This is a genomic window from Nitritalea halalkaliphila LW7 (genome assembly GCF_000265075.1).
Classification (GTDB): domain Bacteria; phylum Bacteroidota; class Bacteroidia; order Cytophagales; family Cyclobacteriaceae; genus Nitritalea; species Nitritalea halalkaliphila.
On sequence record NZ_AJYA01000007.1, the window covers coordinates 1 to 17,112 of the forward strand.

Genomic DNA, 17,112 nt, shown 5'->3' on the forward strand with positions numbered 1-17,112 from the left:
GGTGGATTTGGCCGGAGATCACGGTTATCGAACTGCGCCGACGTGTTTCTTAAGGAGGACGGCTGGGTTTTTGGATAAAAAGGGCTAACTTACTTTTTTACTTCTTATGCTGCGTTTTGTTTTCGTACTTCTTTTGTTGCTGACTGCTGTCTTTTTTGCCGGAACGGCAAAGGACTTAACGCCTGCAGACTCTTCGCTTCGGATGGACCGTCCCCGTGTGGGGCTGGTGCTGAGTGGGGGTGGAGCTAAGGGCTTTGCCCATATCGAAGTGCTGCGGGAGATGGAGCGGGCAGGCATTCGGCCGGACTATATCGCCGGCACTTCCATGGGTGCCGTGGTAGGTGGACTCTATGCCAGCGGCTATTCGGTGGATGAGTTGGAGGACATCGTGCGGACGGGAGACTGGGGGCTGATTACGTCGAATCGGGTGCGTTTTAATGAAATCGCCTTTGAGGAGAAGGAGTATTATAATCGGTACCTCGTGGAGCTGCCGATCGTGGATTGGAGGCTGCAGCTGCCTACGGGCCTGATCGAGGGCCAAGAGCTTTCGCAGCTGCTGCACCGGCTGACCTGGCCGGTAAAAGATGTGGTGGATTTCGATGCGCTGCCCATTCCTTTTCGGGCTGTGGCTACGGATGCCAGTCGGGGCGTGAGGTGGTGATTCGAAAGGGGTACTTGCACGATGCCCTTCGTGCCAGTATCGCGATTCCCACTGCATTTACAGCGTTTCGGACGGATTCTACACTGCTGGTGGACGGAGGTGTGGTAAATAACTTTCCCGTAGATGTGGTGCGCGAAATGGGCGCTGAAGTCGTGATCGGGTCGAATGTGGGCGATGATGATTTTAAAGACCTAGAAGGGCTCGGGAGCTTTTCGGAGATCCTCTTGCAGCTGGCCATGGCGCGTTCCTATGAGAAGTTGGAGGCGCATATTCGCGATTGTGATGTGTATGTAAGTCCCGATCTTAGTGGTTTTGGGACGGCTTCTTTTAATCGTTTCGATGGGATTTTAGCGCGTGGGCGAGAGGCAGCCGAAGCAGAACGGGAGGCCTTTACGGCTTTAGCAGAACGATTAGGCGTGAGCGGAGAGGAGTTGCCAGATCGTGGCCTATCTCTCTCAGAATTACGGATTCGCAAAGCGAATTTTCGGGCAATTCCCTATTTAACACTACCTTACTGGAAAGCAAGCTCGACTTGCCGCTGTGTAGCCCTGTGAATTCTAAGCAGTTAGAACAAGCCATCGCGCGCGTGTATGGCATTAACGCCTTTCGTAAGGTGGACTACAGTCTAGACTTACAGGAAGGGGAAACCGATATTTTCGATCTGAATATTCGTGTCCTGGAGAAGCCTGATGCGCTGCTCTTTGGGGCCATACATTACGACAATCTTTTTTCGGTGGGGATCTTGCTCAACTTAACGCTGCGGGATTACATCGGTCGGCTTTCGCGCCTGCACCTGATCACAGATATCTCAGAAAACCCAAGTTTTCGAGCCGATTATTACCGCTACTTTACAGAAAAAAAGCGCTACGCTTTAAACGTGCGCTACGATTTTCTCTTTCGACGTCTTCCTATTTATGAAAACGGACGGCAGCGCGACATCGTAAACAGCCGCGATCAGCAGCTCCTGGTCCAAGCGATCTCTACGCGTTCCCTTAAGCAAAGCTATTTTCTGGGCGTGGTCTATGAGCGCAATCGTAGCGCTTCCCGCTTCAATTTTAACTTTCCAGAGGAGGTGCGTTTTCTTCGTCAGGAGTTTTTTGGCCCCCGGGCCGTATATACCCGTAACTCCCTAAATGACCGTAATTTTCCTACGAGCGGTGCTGAGACCTTCGTACAGGGGCTGTACAAGTTGAGCAGCCGGTATCGGGTGAATTTATTTGCAGGAGAGGAGGGCTTTGAATTTCAGACGCTGCGAGGAGAACGTAGGGAGATTCCAGAAGCGGAAATAGCAGATTTTCTTCGGGATGTCACGCCTCGCGATTATGCTACGGCTTTTTTTGCCTATCAGCGCTACTTCCCACTGGGTAAAGACCAGCAGTTGGTCCCAGAACTGGGCTTGGGCATGACACTTAGCAGCGAGAGTCAGGAGAAATTATTCCAAAACTTCCCCATAGGAGGGGTGCAGCGCGTCCTGTTTACCGATACACGGGCTTTCGGCTGGAACTACGCCGAGCTTTTCGCCCCGAACTTCATGAAAGTGGGGGCCGCGTATCAGTACACGGGCTGGCGCAAGTTGTACCTCCGTGCGGGAACGAATGTGGTGGGGCTGATGCAGCATGTGCCGCTCGCGAATGCTGCCCAGCTGGATTTTGATCCCCTGGTGTTAGGGAGGCGTTTGGATATCGGCTACGGTGCGGACTTGTCCTATGATTCTTTTTTCGGGCCGATTACCGTTGGGGTAGGAGGAAATTCCGGTGATCGGAACCTCCGTTTCTATTTTTCTTTTGGTTATTCTTTTAACTTTAATGATCGCTAAGAGCAGAAAATGCTTTAAGTGGTTGTGGGCGTCTTTTACCTGTATTTTTTTTGCGCGGGAGCGCAAAGGGAACGTGAATTTCCACCTTAGCTTGCGGTATTTTCCTCTACATGCGGCGCCATTAGGTGTAAGATCGCAGCGGCTTTTATCAGCTGATTACAGGTAAAATACACTGGATTTACGCGGTTCCGGATTTTTACTTCGACCACACCTTCTTCTAAGGCTAAAATGATGTCCTCCACATCTGCGATGCGGTAGGAACGAATTCCTGCGCCGTGGTCGATTTCCAAAGACTGGTTGGTGATGCGGAAGATGCCTTCCACGTCGAGGGTATAGCCGATGCGGCGATAGCGCGTGCCTGAGAGGTGTAGGAGCTCAGGGTGGCGCGTCGAAGGAATTTTCCATCATCTTCGAGGTAGCAGCTTTCGCCTCTTTTCATGGTTCGGCTGGCGTGGATGGGGGGAGCCCCTTGGCTGTGCATTTCGCGCATTTCTCCGAGCTCGCGAATCATTTGGCGCAGCCGCTGCCGGATCTCAGGACTCAGGTCCCAGGCGGCAGCTACTTCCATGAGCAGGGTTTCTTCCTCGCTGCTGAGCTGATGATCGGCCAACAGGTTTCCACGCGATTCGAGAGGACCATGTCTTTTACCAGGCGCAGATGCTGACTTTCCAAGGGGAGCCAGCGGTAATCGTTTGCACGGAAAGGGCTGCGGGCTTTATCTAGGTCTTCTTCCAGTAGCCTGCCGGCAAAATCTAGGGCTAGGGCTTTTTGGTCCTCGAGAGGTAGGGAGGAGGCGTAACGCTCCCAGCTGTTTTGATCGGCCATCGTGTTCGGGTCTTCCAGTAAATGTTTTTTCGCCTGTTTCAGCTTATGGCGACCCCAGAGCTGGTAGGCGTATTTCGCGACGAGGTAAAAAGCAATGAGGCCGAGAAATACGTAAAAGGGCTCCCAGCGGAAGATAAACGCCACGACCCCCATGAGGAACAGTTTTCCGGCGGGGGATTCGATTTTGGGCTTATCCAGTGTCTCGATTCCCTTCGGTAGTTCACGAGCTAGGGACAGATAGGGCGTGGTGAGACCGTTATGCTCGAAACTATCTACTACCTGAGGGCCAAGCTGCTGAAAAAGCTGGTCGGAGGCACTGGTTTGGGGTGCAGGGGAAGGGGTGGTGGAGCGACCGCGGGAACGTTTTCCTTTACTGTCCAGAAACTGACGGTAATAGATGCCATGGCGGCCGGCATGCACATAGGGTCTTCCTTGGCTGTTCACACCCAAGCGAGCTCCTTTTACACCTCCGGAGATGCCGATTCCTGACTTAGAGAAATTTAAACGCAGGGACCTACGCCCACAGATTTTCTTAAAAAAAAGCCCATACTTGTTCGATTGTTCCTTTATTACGTCCTAAAGATAACGTAAGTGACAGTTTTGGCCTTAAAAAAGTAACAGAAATTCGTTGTTTGGCGGCTGTTTTGCCCTTGTGTAGCAGGTTAAAGGAGGGGAAATAGGGAAAAAAACAAAAGCTGTTCAGGAGAACAGCTTTTGTTTTAACATCCAGAAGGAGAACGAGATATTTTTTGGACTCCACCAGGCGGCGTGGCTATCGAAAAGCAAGCGTCCATTATGGACTAAAGTTACTTTTTGGTCTAACTGCTGCCGGGTGCTCGCATAAAGTTTCCAGAGCGTTTTGATATCGGGTAGGCTTACGGGTAATGTGAGTGGTCCGCGAACGGCTATCCCGATTTCTTGAGCATCACTTTGGATTAAAATATGTTGTTCTCCCTGCGAGATGCTTAAATTCGCGTCTATGTGCAGGACTTTCATATTAGGCTCCTTTCTCGGAAGTGGAAATTTTAAGCTTTCCATTCATTTTCCAGGTGGTGTAGTCTGTAGATCCCACTTCACGAGGCACTCCTATGCTAAATTCTTCGAAGTCATAGGTGATGATAGCTCCTTTACCTGTTAACTTTTCATAGAGGCCTATAGCCAAATCTGGCCAAGATTGAATTTTTTCTGTTTGTTCTGCCATTTTTATGGTGTTTTGGTTAGTTGACTATATAACTTGCTCTCTGGGCTATTGTTTGTTTTTTTTGCAGGAGGGGGGTGGTTTTTTTAGTTGGGGTAGCCTAGCTCGACTATGGGTAGCTTGGCCTTTTGTATGTGCTTGGGTCGAGATTCACAAGCGTTGTTCAGTATGGCTACTTTTTGCCAGTTCTCGAATAAAAGAATAGAATGAAGCGGCAGTTACCATTCCCGTAATTTTTTTAACATTTTAAAAACGACTGCTTTTAATACCAAAAATTTTTACATACATTCGGATTGTAGCTTAAATTATGGTAAAAGCTGATCAAAAGCCTTTATTTTTCTACTGCTGTTATTTGCTTGAATTTTATGGATGAAGCGATTATCCAGCATAATAGCGCCCAAATTGCCTGAAAATTCGTGTTTCAAATTTCATAATTCTAAAAACCCTACTATGCGTAGAATCTTTACAAGTCTGTTGACGCTTCTGCTGGTTTTAGGAGTACATCTAGGGCTTTTTGCCCAAGGGGTACAAATCAGCGGGACGGTAACCTCTCAGGAGGATGGAGGCCCCATGCCTGGGGTGAGTGTTTTGGTACGTGGCACCACAGTGGGTGCTGTTACGGACATCGATGGAAGCTACACGATAAGTGTTCCAGAGGGCTCTGGATCCTTAGAGTTTTCCTTTATCGGTTTCGAAAAGCAGGTGGTTTCCATACGGAACCGCAGTATCATTAATGTTGCTTTACAGTCGGATATCTCCCAGCTATCGGAGGTGGTGGTGACGGCTTTCGGTATCGAGCAGGACAAGAAAGCCTTGGTTTCAGCTACACAGGAGGTGAAAGGCCGTGAGCTGGCACTTTCTCGTGAGCCGAATATGGTGGACGCTTTGAATGCCAAAGTGGCCGGTGTGCAAGTAACACGCCAGGGTGGATCTGCAGGTGCGGGGTCTAGTATCGTTATTCGCGGTATGTCTTCGATTTCGGGGGAGAATCAACCCTTATTCGTAATTGATGGTATCCCGATCAACAATTCTTTCCGTACGCGTTCTTCTACTTCGGGTGTAGATGTACCGAACCGAGCCATCGACATCAACCCGAATGATATCGAATCCATGAACGTGTTAAAGGGGCCTGCGGCTACGGCACTTTATGGTATTCAGGCAGCCAGTGGGGTAGTCATTATCACTACTAAAAAGGGTTCGCGCTCGGATGGCCGTACCATGTCTGTCAATATCAGCTCGAATACGGCTGCTGATCAGCTTCTAACGCGTTTTCCTACTCAGATGATGTATGCTCAGGGGGACAGGTCGCTGTTTGGCACTACGACTTTTGGCCACTTCGGCCCTCCTTTAAGTACACTTCGCTACGACGGATCTACGAATAATCCTGCCGACCCACGAGGGTTTATCGTGGATATGAATGATCCACGGGCCTTAGCGGACGAGCGTTTAATTCCTGTGGACAATCAGGCCTTGTTTTTCCAGACAGGTGTCACCACGGATAACAATATTAGCATTAGCTCAGGGACGAAGCACAGTTCCTTTTTCTTCTCTTATGGGGATTTTCGTCAGCAAGGGATTATTCCAAATAATGACTTTAATCGGCAGTCTTTTAAATTAACTGCAGAGTCTAGCTTAACGGATAAGTTTAAGCTCACTGCATCAGCGAATTACGTCTATTCGACCAGTACTCGTTTCGGTCGTGGTAATAATTTTTCTGATGTCGTTCAGGGAACGATACGTACTCCTCCAAGTTTTAATAATGCGCTTGGCTTCACGCTCCCTGACGGTAGCCAACGGGCTTTCCGTAATAATTCTCCTGATAATCCTTTCTGGGTAGTTAATAACAACCCATTTACAGACGAGGTGAATCGCTTGATTTCTTTTGTGCAGGCTGATTATCAGGTAACGCCTTGGTTAAGTATTTTGTATCGAGTGGGGGCTGATGTGTCTTCAGATAAGCGAAATCAGCAGTGGGCTGTTGGCTCCTTTGGTGGTGATGCCCTTCCAGGTGGTCGGGTTCAGGAACAGACTTTTAATGATCGTGTACTAAACTCAGACTTAATCATTACGGCTACCAAGGAGTACGGAGATTTTAACGTAAGCGCTATGGTGGGGAACAACTTTTTCTCCAACTCCTTCCAGTCCCAATTCTTCGATGGCCGTAATCTCGCTATTCCGGGCTTGTATAATATTTCCAATGCTCAGACCAATTTGGTACAGGAGCAGTTTCGCTCTTTGAAAGAGACAGCGGCAGTGTTCTCTCGTGTAGCAGTGGACTATAAAAATTACCTTTTCTTAGAGTTAAATGGCCGTAATGAGTGGACTTCCACCTTACGACCACCGAATAATAGTTTCTTCTATGGGTCTGTCGGTACTGGTTTTGTGTTTACCGAAGCCTTTAATTTAGATGGAGGCATTTTCTCTTTCGGGAAATTACGCGCTTCGTACTCTGAGGCAGGGCGTGATGCTCCTGTGTACACGGATCAGACCTTCTTTAATCGCGCTACCGTAGGGGGTGTTTGGGGTGGAGGTCTCGTCTTCCCACTTCCTTCAGGAGTAGGTGGTTCTCAGCTAGGCTTGACGGCAGGAAATCCAAATTTGCGCCCAGAGCGCAATAAGTCCATCGAAATAGGTGGTGAATTCCGCTTCTTCGAAAATCGCTTAGGTTTGGATGTGACCTACTACCGTGAGCGAAACGTGGATCAAATCATCCCTGTTTCTGTACCGGGAAGTACGGGCTTCGCGAATCAATTCATAAACGCTGGAACGATTCAAAACCAAGGTTGGGAAATCGTAGCTAATTTCACACCTATCCAGGGGGAATTTAGATGGGATATCGTAGCGAACTTTTCTCGAAACAGAAACATCGTATTGGATTTGCCGGTAGACCGTATCGGCCTCACAGGTTCGGTAATCTACGTCCACTTGTAAAAGAAGGACACCCGTACGGTGTTTTCTTCGGTACAGGTTTCCGCCGGGATGATGCAGGGAATGTGATTATCGGTCAGGATGGCTTCCCTATGCGCGAGATGCCTTCTCCAGAAAATCCTACAGGGGACGTAATGATCGGGGATCCTACGCCTGATTTCTTGTTAGGTATTCGAAATAACATGGCGTACAAAAACTTTGCCCTGACATTTTTATGGGATATCCGTGTTGGTGGCGACGTAGCAAATGTAACTACGAACTGGACGCGTGCTCAAGGTATCGATGCCTCCACGATGGACCGTGGCAGCCAGGTGATTTTCAGAGGGGTACTTGAGGATGGAAATGTGAATAATATTCCAGTTATCATCGATGATGTGAACTATTATAATAACACTAGAGGAAATCGTGATATCGCCGAGCGCTTTATCGAAGATGGCTCTTGGGTACGTTTACGTGATGTAACACTGTCTTACAGTGTCCCAAATAACATCGTGAATAAAATGAAGATGCGTAATCTGAATATTGGGATTTATGGAAGAAACTTGCTGCTTTTCACGGCTTATCGTGGCGTAGACCCTGAAACCAATTTGGGCGGTCCGAATACCTCTATGGGTGTAGATGCCTTTGGTACGCCTAACACACGAAGTGTAGGTCTTAATATTACAGCAGGTTTTTAAATTAACGCAATCAAGTTATGAGAAAATATATCAATAAATTATCAGTTTGGACCGTTGGGGTCGCAGCGGGCTTGGTAGTGAGCTCCTGTGATTTACAGGAAGCCAATATAAATCCAAACGCAGTGACGGATGCACCGATTAATGTAGTGTTACCGGCCGCACAAGCGAATATGACCTGGGCGATAGGAGATTTTTCTTCCCAGTCCGCCAGCACATTAGTGCAGTACATCACAGGTATCTTAAATGTGCAACAAAACGTTACCTTTTATGCCTATGTTCCAGCGAACTTCCAAACTACCTGGAACAATCATTATTACCGAAGTTTACAAGGTCTGAAAAAGATCATCGAAGATGGAGAAGCAGCGGGTGCCCTGCATTATAGTGGCATCGGAAAGATTCAGACTGCCTTAGTTTTAGGTCACTTGGTGGACTTATTTGGAGATGTTCCTTTTTCAGAAGCATTAAATCCGGAGGAGTTCCCCACACCAAGGTTCGATTCTGCTGAGCAGCTGTACGATGAAATCTTCCGCCTGCTGGATGAGGGAATCGCAGACCTGAATGCAGAGTCCAGCGCCTCTCCCTCGATAGATGATCTCGTTTTTCCGGCTACGAACGCGAATAACTGGAGAGCAAACTCACGTCCTAACTGGATAAAATCTGCACACGCCTTAAAGGCTCGGTACGCAAATCATCTGAGCAAGGTCGATCCTCAGGGTTCCGCTCAGGCAGCTTTGGCAGCCATTCAGGCAGGTGCTATCGACTCCAATGCCGCTAACTTGAATGTCATTTTTGGCACCACTCCAGATGCTGCAGGCCCTTGGTTTGGGTTTCTTCAGGGGACCTTCGGTCAAAATAACATTGCGCTGAATAACACCTTTCTTTCGAAGCTCATCGATCGCATTAGTCCAGGCGTTTCCGATCCGCGCCTTCCCTTTTATGCACGTGCGAATAGCGCAGGAGAGTTCGTAGGAGCGATAACGGTGCTTCATCTATTCCCTCTAATGTTTCTGTTATCGGAGAGTATGCCTTTACTCCTGGTGCGCCGACGAATTTTATCACCTTCGCAGAGGTGAAGTTCATCGAAGCCGAAGCACAGCAGCGATTGGGTAATTTTTCCGCCGCCGCGGAAGCGCTTAATGCAGCGATTACTGCGTCTATGCAGCGCGTGACCGGGAGTGCCCAGCCTGCCTATTTAGCTGTTTATGGTGCTACGGCAGCAGATATGGCGGAAAACGGACTAGAACGTATCTTCACCGAAAAGCACATCGACATGTTCCTGCAGACCGAGTCTTGGGTAGACTGGAGAAGAAGTATTCCAGCTGGAGCCGCCCCCACCGTAAGTGGTATTCCAGCGCTAACTGCGCCAGCGGGCAACCTTACAGATAACGCCTTTCCGAGAAGGTATCTGTACCCACCCTCTGAGCTGGATAACAATGCTGCGAATATTCCGGAAACCTCTCTTCTGGCACGTGTATTTTGGGACCGATAAAAGAAAATAATCATGAATATAAAAGCATCTATCGCAGGACTTTTCGTCCTTATCGCCTTCAGCTTGAGCTCCTGCTTCCAAGAATATGACGAAGGCTACGAACTCGTCGGCCGCGTGGCTACCATCTCCGTGTTTACGCTGAACCCTACCTCAGCACCCGCAGGAGCAAATGGGACAGCCACCGTACGCTACTTCTCCGAGCACGAGCTCGTCACCGCTTATAGACTCATCCAGTCTGTCGGTGGACAGCGTACAGAGGTCGTGAACGTTCCCGTCCAAAATCATAATGTGGAGGACTCTTACCAGGAAACGCTTAATTTCACCGTGCCAAATGTGGCCGCCGGAACGACGGTAACCTACATCATGCAGGTGGAAACCGCTAATGGTCTCGTGCGAGAGCGTACAGCGAACTTGACAGTAACGCAGTAAACAGCAGCTCCTCTCGATGCTGTAGAGGAGCGATTGAAAGGGTAGTGCCTAAGCAAAAGGGCGCTACCCTTCCTTTTTTGGCCCCTGGGCCAAAGGCTTCTGAAGAGAAAAGCAGGCCCTCATTCAACTAGCGGCCCTCAGGTAGAATAGAACATTTTACCGAAATCTTTTATCCCTAAGCAGATTCCGCGTATTTTTACGGTCATAGAAATTCGATTATGCAAAAAGTAGATGTGATTATCGTGGGCACAGGTCCCGCAGGTGCTTTCGCTGCCTACACCGCGGCAGCAGCTGGAAGAAGTGTCCTGCTCGTGGAAAAAGAGTGCCTGCCACGCTATAAAACCTGTGGCGGTGGACTGGTGTGGAGAGGCCGAAAACTTTTGCCCTTTGATATTAGCCCCGCTATAGAACGTGAATTTACCCGCGCCCATGTCTATTTCGAGCATTTACCGGACCCTGTCTTCGCCACACGTGAGGAACCCATCGTCACCATGGTCATGCGCGATACCTTTGATCAGTTGATCGTAGAGGAGGCGCGCAAGTTAGGCGCAGAGCTGCTCGAACAAGCAGCAGTGACCGCTGTTCGTGAGACTGCCGAGGGGGTGGAGGTGGACACCAAAAAAGGTACATATACAGGGAGCTACCTGATCGCCGCAGACGGCATGCTCAGCCCCACGGCCAAGCTAGCGGGATTTAAAGACGACCGCCAACTTATCCCTGCCATAGAATACGAGGTAGGCGTTTCGGAAGCGGATTTTGCGCGGCTAGCGCAGGAGGTACGCTTCGATGTGGACGCCATTCCGAAGGGCTATGGCTGGTGCTTCCCGAAGAAAAACCACCTCTCCATCGGTGTAGGTACCTTCGAGCGCAGAAAGATTAATCTGCGAACCTATTACCAAAGCTACCTCAAGCTCCTCGGAATTCAGGAGACTACCTTCGAGGAGGCTCATGGTTTTCAGGTGCCGATCACGCCACGCTCCCAGGGAATTGCTAAGGGGCGTGTCCTGCTGGTCGGCGATGCCGCCGGTTTCGCCGACTCTCTCACGGCGGAAGGAATTTCGAATGCCCTGTACACGGGTAAGCTGGCCGCCGAGGCCATCCATGCCGATTTCCATCAGCCACAAGCTGTGGTGCAGGGGTTTCAGGCCCTGCTGGATGCCTCCCTGATCCCGGAACTGGGGACCTCCCATATACTGGCCCGCATGTTTTATGGCCAAAAAACCATTCGTAACTTTATGCTCGGCACACGCCTCCAAGAGGTTTGCGATGTGCTGACGGGGGTTTTTATGGGGGAGCGCACCTATCCCGTGGACATGAAAAAAAGAGCCTTGCAGCGCATTCGGCAAGCACTCTTTTAAGCTATTTAGAACTTGAGGCCTTGGAAACAGGGCCTTATTTTATTCCCCTAGCGCAGCCTTTGGGCCGAGGCCCAAAAGGAAATCTCGGAATTCTGCCGTGTCAAAGTTGGACATCCCCTCCTGATAAAAGACGATTTTTCCCTCCGGACTGACCACCACCGTAGTCGGAATGCTCTGACTCTGCAAGCTGGGGCTTAGGCCTGCACCTGCATGGAGAACAGGAAAGTGAAAGCCTTTTTGCTCATGGAAGCGAAAGGCCTTTTCGGATTCTTGATCCACTGAGAGCATAAGAAAGACCAGATCCTCGGAGGCCACCTTTGTATATAAAGCATCGATATGGGGCATTTCTGCGCGGCAGGGCGGGCACCAAGTCGCCCAGACATTAATAAAGAGCGTTTTCCCCGCATAATCTGCTAGCCGCACGGTCTCTCCGGCGGCATTAGTGAAGGTCCCGCGAAAGTCAAAATCCTCCAAGGTGCGGTCCGTTAATGTGACTTTCGGCTTCTTAATGCCCGTGGCCAGCAGTCCCGACTGCACAAAGCCCATGATCGGCGTGATCCAGCCCGTCACATAAAGCAGCCCGAAGACCAGCGCCATTAGGGCATAGTCGCGAAGTATCGTTTTCCATGTGGTTGTATGCGTTTTTTTCTCTTTAGCGTTCTCCATGTGTAAGCGTGTATTTCAGGTACAAGAATAGGGATTGAAAGTCAATTTGTTAGTAACATTTCATACAAAAAACCAACAGAATGCACGTGAAGCCCCTCTATTTTCCTTTTCTTTGTGCTTCGAACAGGCGAATGTAGCATGGAAGTAAACCACTTTATTACGATAGCAAAAGAGCTGAACGTCAGCTTGAAACAAGTGAGCGATACCGTCGGATTACTCGATGAAGGAGCCACGGTGCCCTTTATCTCCCGATACCGAAAAGAGGTCACCGGCAGCTTAGATGAGGTGCAAGTGGCTGGGATCCGGGACCGCGTGGCACAGCTACGCGAACTGGAAAAACGACGCGAGGCTGTCCTCAAGTCTATCAAGGAACAGGGCAAGCTTACCGAAGAACTGGAAAAGAAGATCGCCGCCGCGGAAACGATGGCGGTCTTGGAGGATTTATATTTGCCCTTCAAGCCGAAGCGTAGAACGAAGGCGATGATTGCCCGTGAGAAAGGCTTGGAGCCGCTGGCGCAAAGGCTTTGGAATCAGGAAAACTTCGATCCGGAAGAGGAGGCGCAGCAGTACGTAAATGCAGCGCTAGAGGTCGCCGACACGGCGGCTGCTCTACAGGGTGCCCGTGATATTTTAGCCGAATGGATCAGTGAAGATGCTGGTCTCCGGCAGAAAACGCGCCAGCTCTTTTTAGAGGAAGGAAGCTTTACCTGTAAGGTCATCGCAGGGAAGGAAGAAGAGGCGGCTAAGTACAAAGATTATTTCGACTGGACAGAGCCGATTAAGACCGCACCTTCTCACCGAATCCTAGCCATGCGGCGCGGAGAAAAGGAGCTTCTTCTCCTTTTAGATACCGCACCTGATGAGCTCGATGCCCTTAATCTCATGGAACGCCACCTGCTGCATAGCGCAGAAAATAGGGTGCGTGAGCAGTGGTTGCTGGCCATAAAAGACAGCTATAAGCGCCTGCTCAAGCCATCTATGGAGACAGAGGTACGGATGCTAACGAAAAAGCGCGCCGATGAAGAGGCGATTCGGGTTTTTGCAGAGAATCTGCGCCAACTACTCCTCGGGGCACCACTAGGAGAGAAAGCGGTCATGGCCCTGGATCCAGTTTTCGTACAGGTTGTAAGCTGGTCTGCCTCGGTGCACAAGGGCAGCTTTTGCATTATGACACGATCTTCCCGCATGAGCCACAGCGTCGGACAGCTGAAGCTGGGGCGAAGGTGCGTGCACTCGTGCAGCAGTATGACTTGAAGGCCATCGCGATCGGAAATGGGACCGCCAGCCGGGAAACCGAGCAGTTCGTCCGCAGTCTGCAGCTAGGACCTGAGGTACTGGTGGTAATGGTAAATGAAAGTGGAGCTTCGATTTACTCCGCCTCTGAAGTGGCGCGAAATGAATTTCCAGACTTAGACCTGACCGTTCGTGGCGCCGTATCGATCGGTCGCCGCTTGATGGACCCCCTGGCCGAGCTGGTGAAAATCGATGCTAAGTCCATCGGCGTAGGACAGTACCAGCATGATGTGGATCAAAATGCCCTAAAGGCAGCCTTAGATGACACGGTGATGTCGGCGGTAAATGGGGTAGCGTAGAGTTGAATACGGCCTCGAAGGAGCTGCTGACCTATGTATCCGGCCTCGGACCGTCTTTAGCGCAGAATATTATTAACTATCGAAATGAGCACGGTCCTTTTACTTCGCGGACAGCGCTGAAAAAAGTGCCTCGATTAGGGGAAAAGGCCTTTGAACAGGCAGCGGGCTTTTTGCGCGTACGCGCGGGCAAACATCCACTGGATCGCTCTGCTGTGCACCCGGAACGTTATGGCCTCGTGGAAAAAATGGCTCAGGATCTCGGCGTGACGGTAGAAGCGCTGATGCAGGATCCGGCACTTCGTGCCAAAATAGATTTGAAGCGCTATGTGACGGCCGATGTGGGCCTACCGACCTTGCAGGATATTTTTGAGGAGCTTGCTAAGCCGGGACGTGATCCACGGGAGGCTTTCGAAGCGTTCGCGTTTCAAGACGGCGTGCACACTCTACAGGATCTGCGCGTGGGCATGAAGCTGCCAGGGCTGGTCACGAATATTACCAACTTCGGGGCCTTTGTCGATATCGGGGTGCATCAAGATGGTTTGGTACACCTGAGCCATTTGGCAGATCGTTATATCAGTGACCCGAATGAAGTGGTAACCGTTAACCAAAAAGTGGAAGTCACGGTCATGGAGGTAGATGTGGCACGTAAGCGCATCGGCCTGAGCATGAAAAAAGATCCTTTTGCGGCGAAAGCCGCTCCGGGCGGGAAAAAATCAGGTCGTAACAGGCAAGAGCCAGCCGCGGAAGGGGATTTAGCCAGTAAACTGGCTGCCCTGAAGCAGAAATTCGGCCAATAAAGTAGAGCGGTTCCAGTGCCAAGAGTAGTTCAAAGCACTGGAACCGCTTTTTTAGTTCCTGATCCTGTGTTTCTGGAGGGTGGAAAGGCCCTGAATTTTAAGCCTTTTTGTTTGAAAGTTGGTGTTTTCTTGTAATTTTGCTAGAACCACAGACTAAAAAGCCGCTTAAGGCTGTTCCCCACTTGAACCCAGTACGCATACTACTCTTCCTTATTTGCAGTTTTACTGCGGCCCTACTACCGGCACTTGGCAACACGTCCTTTGACTCGCTTGTACAAGAAGCGCGGCAAGTGCGTGTGAATAATCCAGATGCTGCCCTGAAGCTCATCGCGGAGTGGAAAGAAGCTGTAGGCTCAGATAAGCTAGAGATGTATTTTCCGCGTCTTCAAAATGAATGTGGCGCCATTTTTTATATTCGCGGAGATTATGTAAAGGCGCAGGAGGCTTACGCTGCTGCCTATCAGGCGCTTTTAGAGCGTTCTGACTATCCTGAGCATGCCACACACGTAGCACGGGCCTTAAATGGTAGAGGACTCGTCCGCCTGATGTATCATGATTATCAGCAAGCTAAGGCGTTTTTTCAGGAGGGGCAGGCACTTTTGGCGGGTGCAGATAAAGGTCTGGAGGCCTCACTGATTTTTAATTTAGGCTTGTGCTATTCAGAGCTGGGAGAGCTCGCTACCGCCTTGGGCTTTTTCTATGAAAGCCTAGAGCATCTCCCCGAGACAGCCCTTTCCGATCGTAGCCTGCGTTTTAACCGCATTGCCAAGACCTATTTAGACCTCGGGCGTTTAGCGGAAGCTGAGCAGGCCCTGGCTGCTCTAGATCTTCTGGAACCGCTGCCACTTTGGGAAGAAGCCTTTCGGGCTGCTACACAGGCGGAGCTGGCTGGCGCCAAAAGAGATACACTACGTATGCATGCTTTTGCGCTTCGCGCGTATGAGCAGGCTACGGAAATGGGAGCTATCTGGGATAAAAGCCGTGCTTTAGCACTTTTAGCAGATGCTACACGTACGCTGCAGCGCTGGGAGGAAACCGTGCACTGGCAGCAGGAACTCTTAGCTGCTAAGGATAGCCTGATGACGCGGGATAAGCTACTAGAAATTCAGGATTACGAGGCTAAAATAGCTGCTTTAGAGAAAGAAAAACTGTCGGATCAACTGGAATTATTTGAAGCGGCGACAAAAATAAAATCCTTAGTCATCGGAGTGGTAGTGCTTTTACTGCTCTTGCTCCTAGGCTTGTTTTGGTTTCAGCGTCGCACCCTTTATCTGAAGGCCCGTCAGATGGAAGAGGTGCAGGGGCTATATGCGAAACTGCAAGAGGCACACGCGGATTTACAGGTGCAAAGTGAGCGCTTGGCAGCTGTAAATCAGACGAAAGACAAGCTGTTTTCTTTAATTTCTCATGATATTCGAAGTCCATTAGGGATTTTGATTTCCTACCTGAGACTGCCAAGAAATGGGGGTGTTGACAGCTGAAGAACAGCAGCTCTCCCGGTCGAAGATTCTACAACAAACCACAGATACCCTCGCGATGGTGGATGCCTTATTAATTTGGGCCAAAGGCCAGCTGGAAGGGTTCAAGGTTCGGCCTCAGCGGGTGGCTATTCCGCCTATAGTGGAGCAAGTTTATCACCTTTTCGAGCCGAAGTTTAAAGATAAAAACGTTAGACTGCATGTAGATTCGCAACTTTCCTCGCTTTCCGTATTTTGCGATGAGCAGCACATGCGAATTATCTTCCAAAATATTTTGGCGAATGCCATCAAATACAGTGAAGTAGGGACTACGATCACCCTTATGAGCTATTCCTGTCCGCTGGGATATGTGGGTGTGGCTATTCAGAATACAGGTGCTAAGCCCCCTGAAAAGGTGTTACAGGATCTAAATGAAGAGGTGAAAATCGAGTCCAGCACGCCAGGAACAGCCTCGGAAAGAGGCACTGGATTAGGCTTGTATCTGGTGAAGCAATTACTCTTCCAAAACAGAGGTCATTTTAATCTGCAGTGCTGGGAGAAGGGGGTTGTGGTTCTTTTACAGCTTCCTACGGCCGATTTGGTGGTGGAAGATGGCGCTCTGCCGGAGGAAGTCCATAAAAAGCGGCTCTCCTCTTGGAAGAAATGGCAAAATGTTTAAATTCGTTTACAATCCTTTAGCTCCCGACTCCAGTCTCGTTGCATTTGTATGTTTGAGTATTCTTTAATCAAAACGATGAATACCTATGAAAAACAAAGTGCAGTTGATCGGCCGCTTAGGCAATAAGATCGAAATTAAAAAAGGGGGCAATAATGTCATTTTCGCCCGATTTAGCTTAGCCACCAACACGTACACCCAGCGCGATGGCGAGCGAGTAGAGGATACCCAGTGGCACCAGGTGGTGGCATTCGGAAAGGCGGCCGAGACCTTAGCGCAGCATACCGATAAAGGTCATGAGCTGGGGCTTACGGGTCGTTTATCCTATTCCTCCTATGAGGATAAAGAAGGAATCAAGCGCTACCAGACCGATATCATTTTAGAGGAGTTTATGTTTATGCAGAATCAGAGTAAGTCGGCCTAAAGGCCAATGGGACTTACGGGCTGCCGCTCGGTTATGAAATGCAAGTTTCTGAAAAGAAGCTTGCATTTTGACTATTCCAGCCGCATAGTTGCTTTCAGCGAAAGGTTTCTGTATCTTTT

At 49.8% G+C, this 17,112-nt stretch carries 18 protein-coding genes and 2 pseudogenes; 13 read left to right on the forward strand and 7 right to left on the reverse strand.

Annotated features, from left to right (window positions below; translation table 11 throughout):
• The first annotated feature begins 106 nt into the window (after window positions 1–106).
• Genes A3SI_RS17005 through A3SI_RS02950 form a run of 3 tightly spaced genes read left to right on the forward strand, consistent with a single transcriptional unit; the run spans window position 107 to window position 2,477 of the window.
• The gene (locus tag A3SI_RS17005; RefSeq protein ID WP_009053561.1) at window positions 107–661 is read left to right on the forward strand and encodes a patatin-like phospholipase family protein; all 555 of its coding nucleotides are present in this window, start codon (window positions 107–109) and stop codon (window positions 659–661) included.
• On the forward strand, window positions 655–1,215 hold the full coding sequence (locus A3SI_RS17010) for a patatin-like phospholipase family protein (RefSeq protein ID WP_009053562.1): 561 nt from the start codon (window positions 655–657) through the stop codon (window positions 1,213–1,215). Before A3SI_RS17005 ends, A3SI_RS17010 begins: the two co-directional genes overlap by 7 nt.
• The gene (locus A3SI_RS02950) at window positions 1,212–2,477 is read left to right on the forward strand and encodes a BamA/TamA family outer membrane protein (protein ID WP_009053563.1); all 1,266 of its coding nucleotides are present in this window, start codon (window positions 1,212–1,214) and stop codon (window positions 2,475–2,477) included. The genes A3SI_RS17010 and A3SI_RS02950 overlap by 4 nt, the downstream gene beginning before the upstream one ends.
• Before the next feature lie 86 nt (window positions 2,478–2,563).
• Here the strand turns inward: A3SI_RS02950 and A3SI_RS02955 are convergent, their stop codons facing one another.
• From A3SI_RS02955 to A3SI_RS02970, 6 genes and pseudogenes are all read right to left on the reverse strand, one after another.
• On the reverse strand, window positions 2,564–2,719 hold the full coding sequence (locus A3SI_RS02955) for a hypothetical protein (protein WP_162098407.1): 156 nt from the start codon (window positions 2,717–2,719) through the stop codon (window positions 2,564–2,566).
• Complete coding sequence (locus tag A3SI_RS18765; RefSeq protein WP_156810137.1) at window positions 2,701–3,087, reverse strand: hypothetical protein; 387 nt, start codon at window positions 3,085–3,087, stop codon at window positions 2,701–2,703. Before A3SI_RS18765 ends, A3SI_RS02955 begins: the two co-directional genes overlap by 19 nt.
• Entirely contained in the window at window positions 3,036–3,746 is a 711-nt protein-coding gene (locus A3SI_RS02960; protein ID WP_040669981.1) for a hypothetical protein, read from the reverse strand. Before A3SI_RS02960 ends, A3SI_RS18765 begins: the two co-directional genes overlap by 52 nt.
• A gap of 3 nt (window positions 3,747–3,749) precedes the next feature.
• Window positions 3,750–3,872, reverse strand: a pseudogene (locus A3SI_RS23520) (DUF4236 domain-containing protein); the annotation flags it as partial.
• A 129-nt stretch (window positions 3,873–4,001) separates the two neighbouring features.
• The gene (locus A3SI_RS02965; RefSeq protein ID WP_009053566.1) at window positions 4,002–4,298 is read right to left on the reverse strand and encodes a hypothetical protein; all 297 of its coding nucleotides are present in this window, start codon (window positions 4,296–4,298) and stop codon (window positions 4,002–4,004) included.
• Window position 4,299: 1 nt separating this feature from the next.
• Window positions 4,300–4,503 (reverse strand): hypothetical protein, encoded by a 204-nt coding sequence (locus A3SI_RS02970; RefSeq protein ID WP_009053567.1) that lies wholly within the window; start codon window positions 4,501–4,503, stop codon window positions 4,300–4,302.
• Window positions 4,504–4,950: 447 nt separating this feature from the next.
• Here A3SI_RS02970 and A3SI_RS02975 point away from each other — a divergent pair, with 447 nt between their 5' ends.
• The 6 genes from A3SI_RS02975 to A3SI_RS03000 all read left to right on the forward strand — a co-directional run bounded on the left by A3SI_RS02975 (window position 4,951) and on the right by A3SI_RS03000 (window position 11,381).
• On the forward strand, window positions 4,951–7,431 hold the full coding sequence (locus tag A3SI_RS02975) for a SusC/RagA family TonB-linked outer membrane protein (RefSeq protein ID WP_162098408.1): 2,481 nt from the start codon (window positions 4,951–4,953) through the stop codon (window positions 7,429–7,431).
• 62 nt (window positions 7,432–7,493) lie between these two features.
• Complete coding sequence (locus tag A3SI_RS02980; RefSeq protein WP_040669987.1) at window positions 7,494–8,105, forward strand: hypothetical protein; 612 nt, start codon at window positions 7,494–7,496, stop codon at window positions 8,103–8,105.
• A gap of 17 nt (window positions 8,106–8,122) precedes the next feature.
• Window positions 8,123–9,178, forward strand: coding sequence for a SusD/RagB family nutrient-binding outer membrane lipoprotein (locus A3SI_RS21440; protein WP_040669992.1), 1,056 nt, complete (start codon window positions 8,123–8,125; stop codon window positions 9,176–9,178).
• Window positions 9,175–9,594: a SusD/RagB family nutrient-binding outer membrane lipoprotein gene (locus tag A3SI_RS21445; RefSeq protein WP_040669994.1), complete on the forward strand. Its 420-nt coding sequence runs from the start codon at window positions 9,175–9,177 to the stop codon at window positions 9,592–9,594. Before A3SI_RS21440 ends, A3SI_RS21445 begins: the two co-directional genes overlap by 4 nt.
• Before the next feature lie 12 nt (window positions 9,595–9,606).
• Window positions 9,607–10,023: a hypothetical protein gene (locus A3SI_RS02995; protein WP_009053568.1), complete on the forward strand. Its 417-nt coding sequence runs from the start codon at window positions 9,607–9,609 to the stop codon at window positions 10,021–10,023.
• A gap of 218 nt (window positions 10,024–10,241) precedes the next feature.
• Complete coding sequence (locus tag A3SI_RS03000) at window positions 10,242–11,381, forward strand: geranylgeranyl reductase family protein (protein WP_009053569.1); 1,140 nt, start codon at window positions 10,242–10,244, stop codon at window positions 11,379–11,381.
• Window positions 11,382–11,420: 39 nt separating this feature from the next.
• Here A3SI_RS03000 and A3SI_RS03005 read toward each other — a convergent pair whose 3' ends face one another.
• Window positions 11,421–12,047, reverse strand: coding sequence for a TlpA family protein disulfide reductase (locus tag A3SI_RS03005; protein WP_009053570.1), 627 nt, complete (start codon window positions 12,045–12,047; stop codon window positions 11,421–11,423).
• A 138-nt stretch (window positions 12,048–12,185) separates the two neighbouring features.
• Here A3SI_RS03005 and A3SI_RS03010 point away from each other — a divergent pair.
• The 4 genes and pseudogenes from A3SI_RS03010 to A3SI_RS03025 all read left to right on the forward strand — a co-directional run bounded on the left by A3SI_RS03010 (window position 12,186) and on the right by A3SI_RS03025 (window position 16,993).
• Window positions 12,186–14,436: pseudogene (locus A3SI_RS03010) on the forward strand (Tex family protein).
• 182 nt (window positions 14,437–14,618) lie between these two features.
• Window positions 14,619–15,917, forward strand: coding sequence for a phytochrome family protein (locus A3SI_RS03015; protein ID WP_156810139.1), 1,299 nt, complete (start codon window positions 14,619–14,621; stop codon window positions 15,915–15,917).
• The gene (locus tag A3SI_RS03020; protein WP_009053572.1) at window positions 15,898–16,572 is read left to right on the forward strand and encodes a sensor histidine kinase; all 675 of its coding nucleotides are present in this window, start codon (window positions 15,898–15,900) and stop codon (window positions 16,570–16,572) included. Before A3SI_RS03015 ends, A3SI_RS03020 begins: the two co-directional genes overlap by 20 nt.
• Window positions 16,573–16,657: 85 nt before the next feature.
• Complete coding sequence (locus A3SI_RS03025; protein ID WP_009053573.1) at window positions 16,658–16,993, forward strand: single-stranded DNA-binding protein; 336 nt, start codon at window positions 16,658–16,660, stop codon at window positions 16,991–16,993.
• The last annotated feature ends 119 nt before the right edge of the window (window positions 16,994–17,112 follow it).

Excerpts from the sequence above, each read along its gene's own strand:
- A3SI_RS17005 (WP_009053561.1), top strand. The coding sequence starts at position 107 with ATGCTGCGTTTTGTTTTCGTACTTCTTTTGTTGCTGACTGCTGTCTTT.
- A3SI_RS02965 (WP_009053566.1), bottom strand. The coding sequence starts at position 4,298 with ATGAAAGTCCTGCACATAGACGCGAATTTAAGCATCTCGCAGGGAGAA.
- A3SI_RS02970 (WP_009053567.1), bottom strand. The coding sequence starts at position 4,503 with ATGGCAGAACAAACAGAAAAAATTCAATCTTGGCCAGATTTGGCTATA.
- A3SI_RS02975 (WP_162098408.1), top strand. The coding sequence starts at position 4,951 with ATGCGTAGAATCTTTACAAGTCTGTTGACGCTTCTGCTGGTTTTAGGA.
- A3SI_RS21440 (WP_040669992.1), top strand. The coding sequence starts at position 8,123 with ATGAGAAAATATATCAATAAATTATCAGTTTGGACCGTTGGGGTCGCA.
- A3SI_RS02995 (WP_009053568.1), top strand. The coding sequence starts at position 9,607 with ATGAATATAAAAGCATCTATCGCAGGACTTTTCGTCCTTATCGCCTTC.
- A3SI_RS03000 (WP_009053569.1), top strand. The coding sequence starts at position 10,242 with ATGCAAAAAGTAGATGTGATTATCGTGGGCACAGGTCCCGCAGGTGCT.
- A3SI_RS03005 (WP_009053570.1), bottom strand. The coding sequence starts at position 12,047 with ATGGAGAACGCTAAAGAGAAAAAAACGCATACAACCACATGGAAAACG.
- A3SI_RS03020 (WP_009053572.1), top strand. The coding sequence starts at position 15,898 with ATGGGGGTGTTGACAGCTGAAGAACAGCAGCTCTCCCGGTCGAAGATT.
- A3SI_RS03025 (WP_009053573.1), top strand. The coding sequence starts at position 16,658 with ATGAAAAACAAAGTGCAGTTGATCGGCCGCTTAGGCAATAAGATCGAA.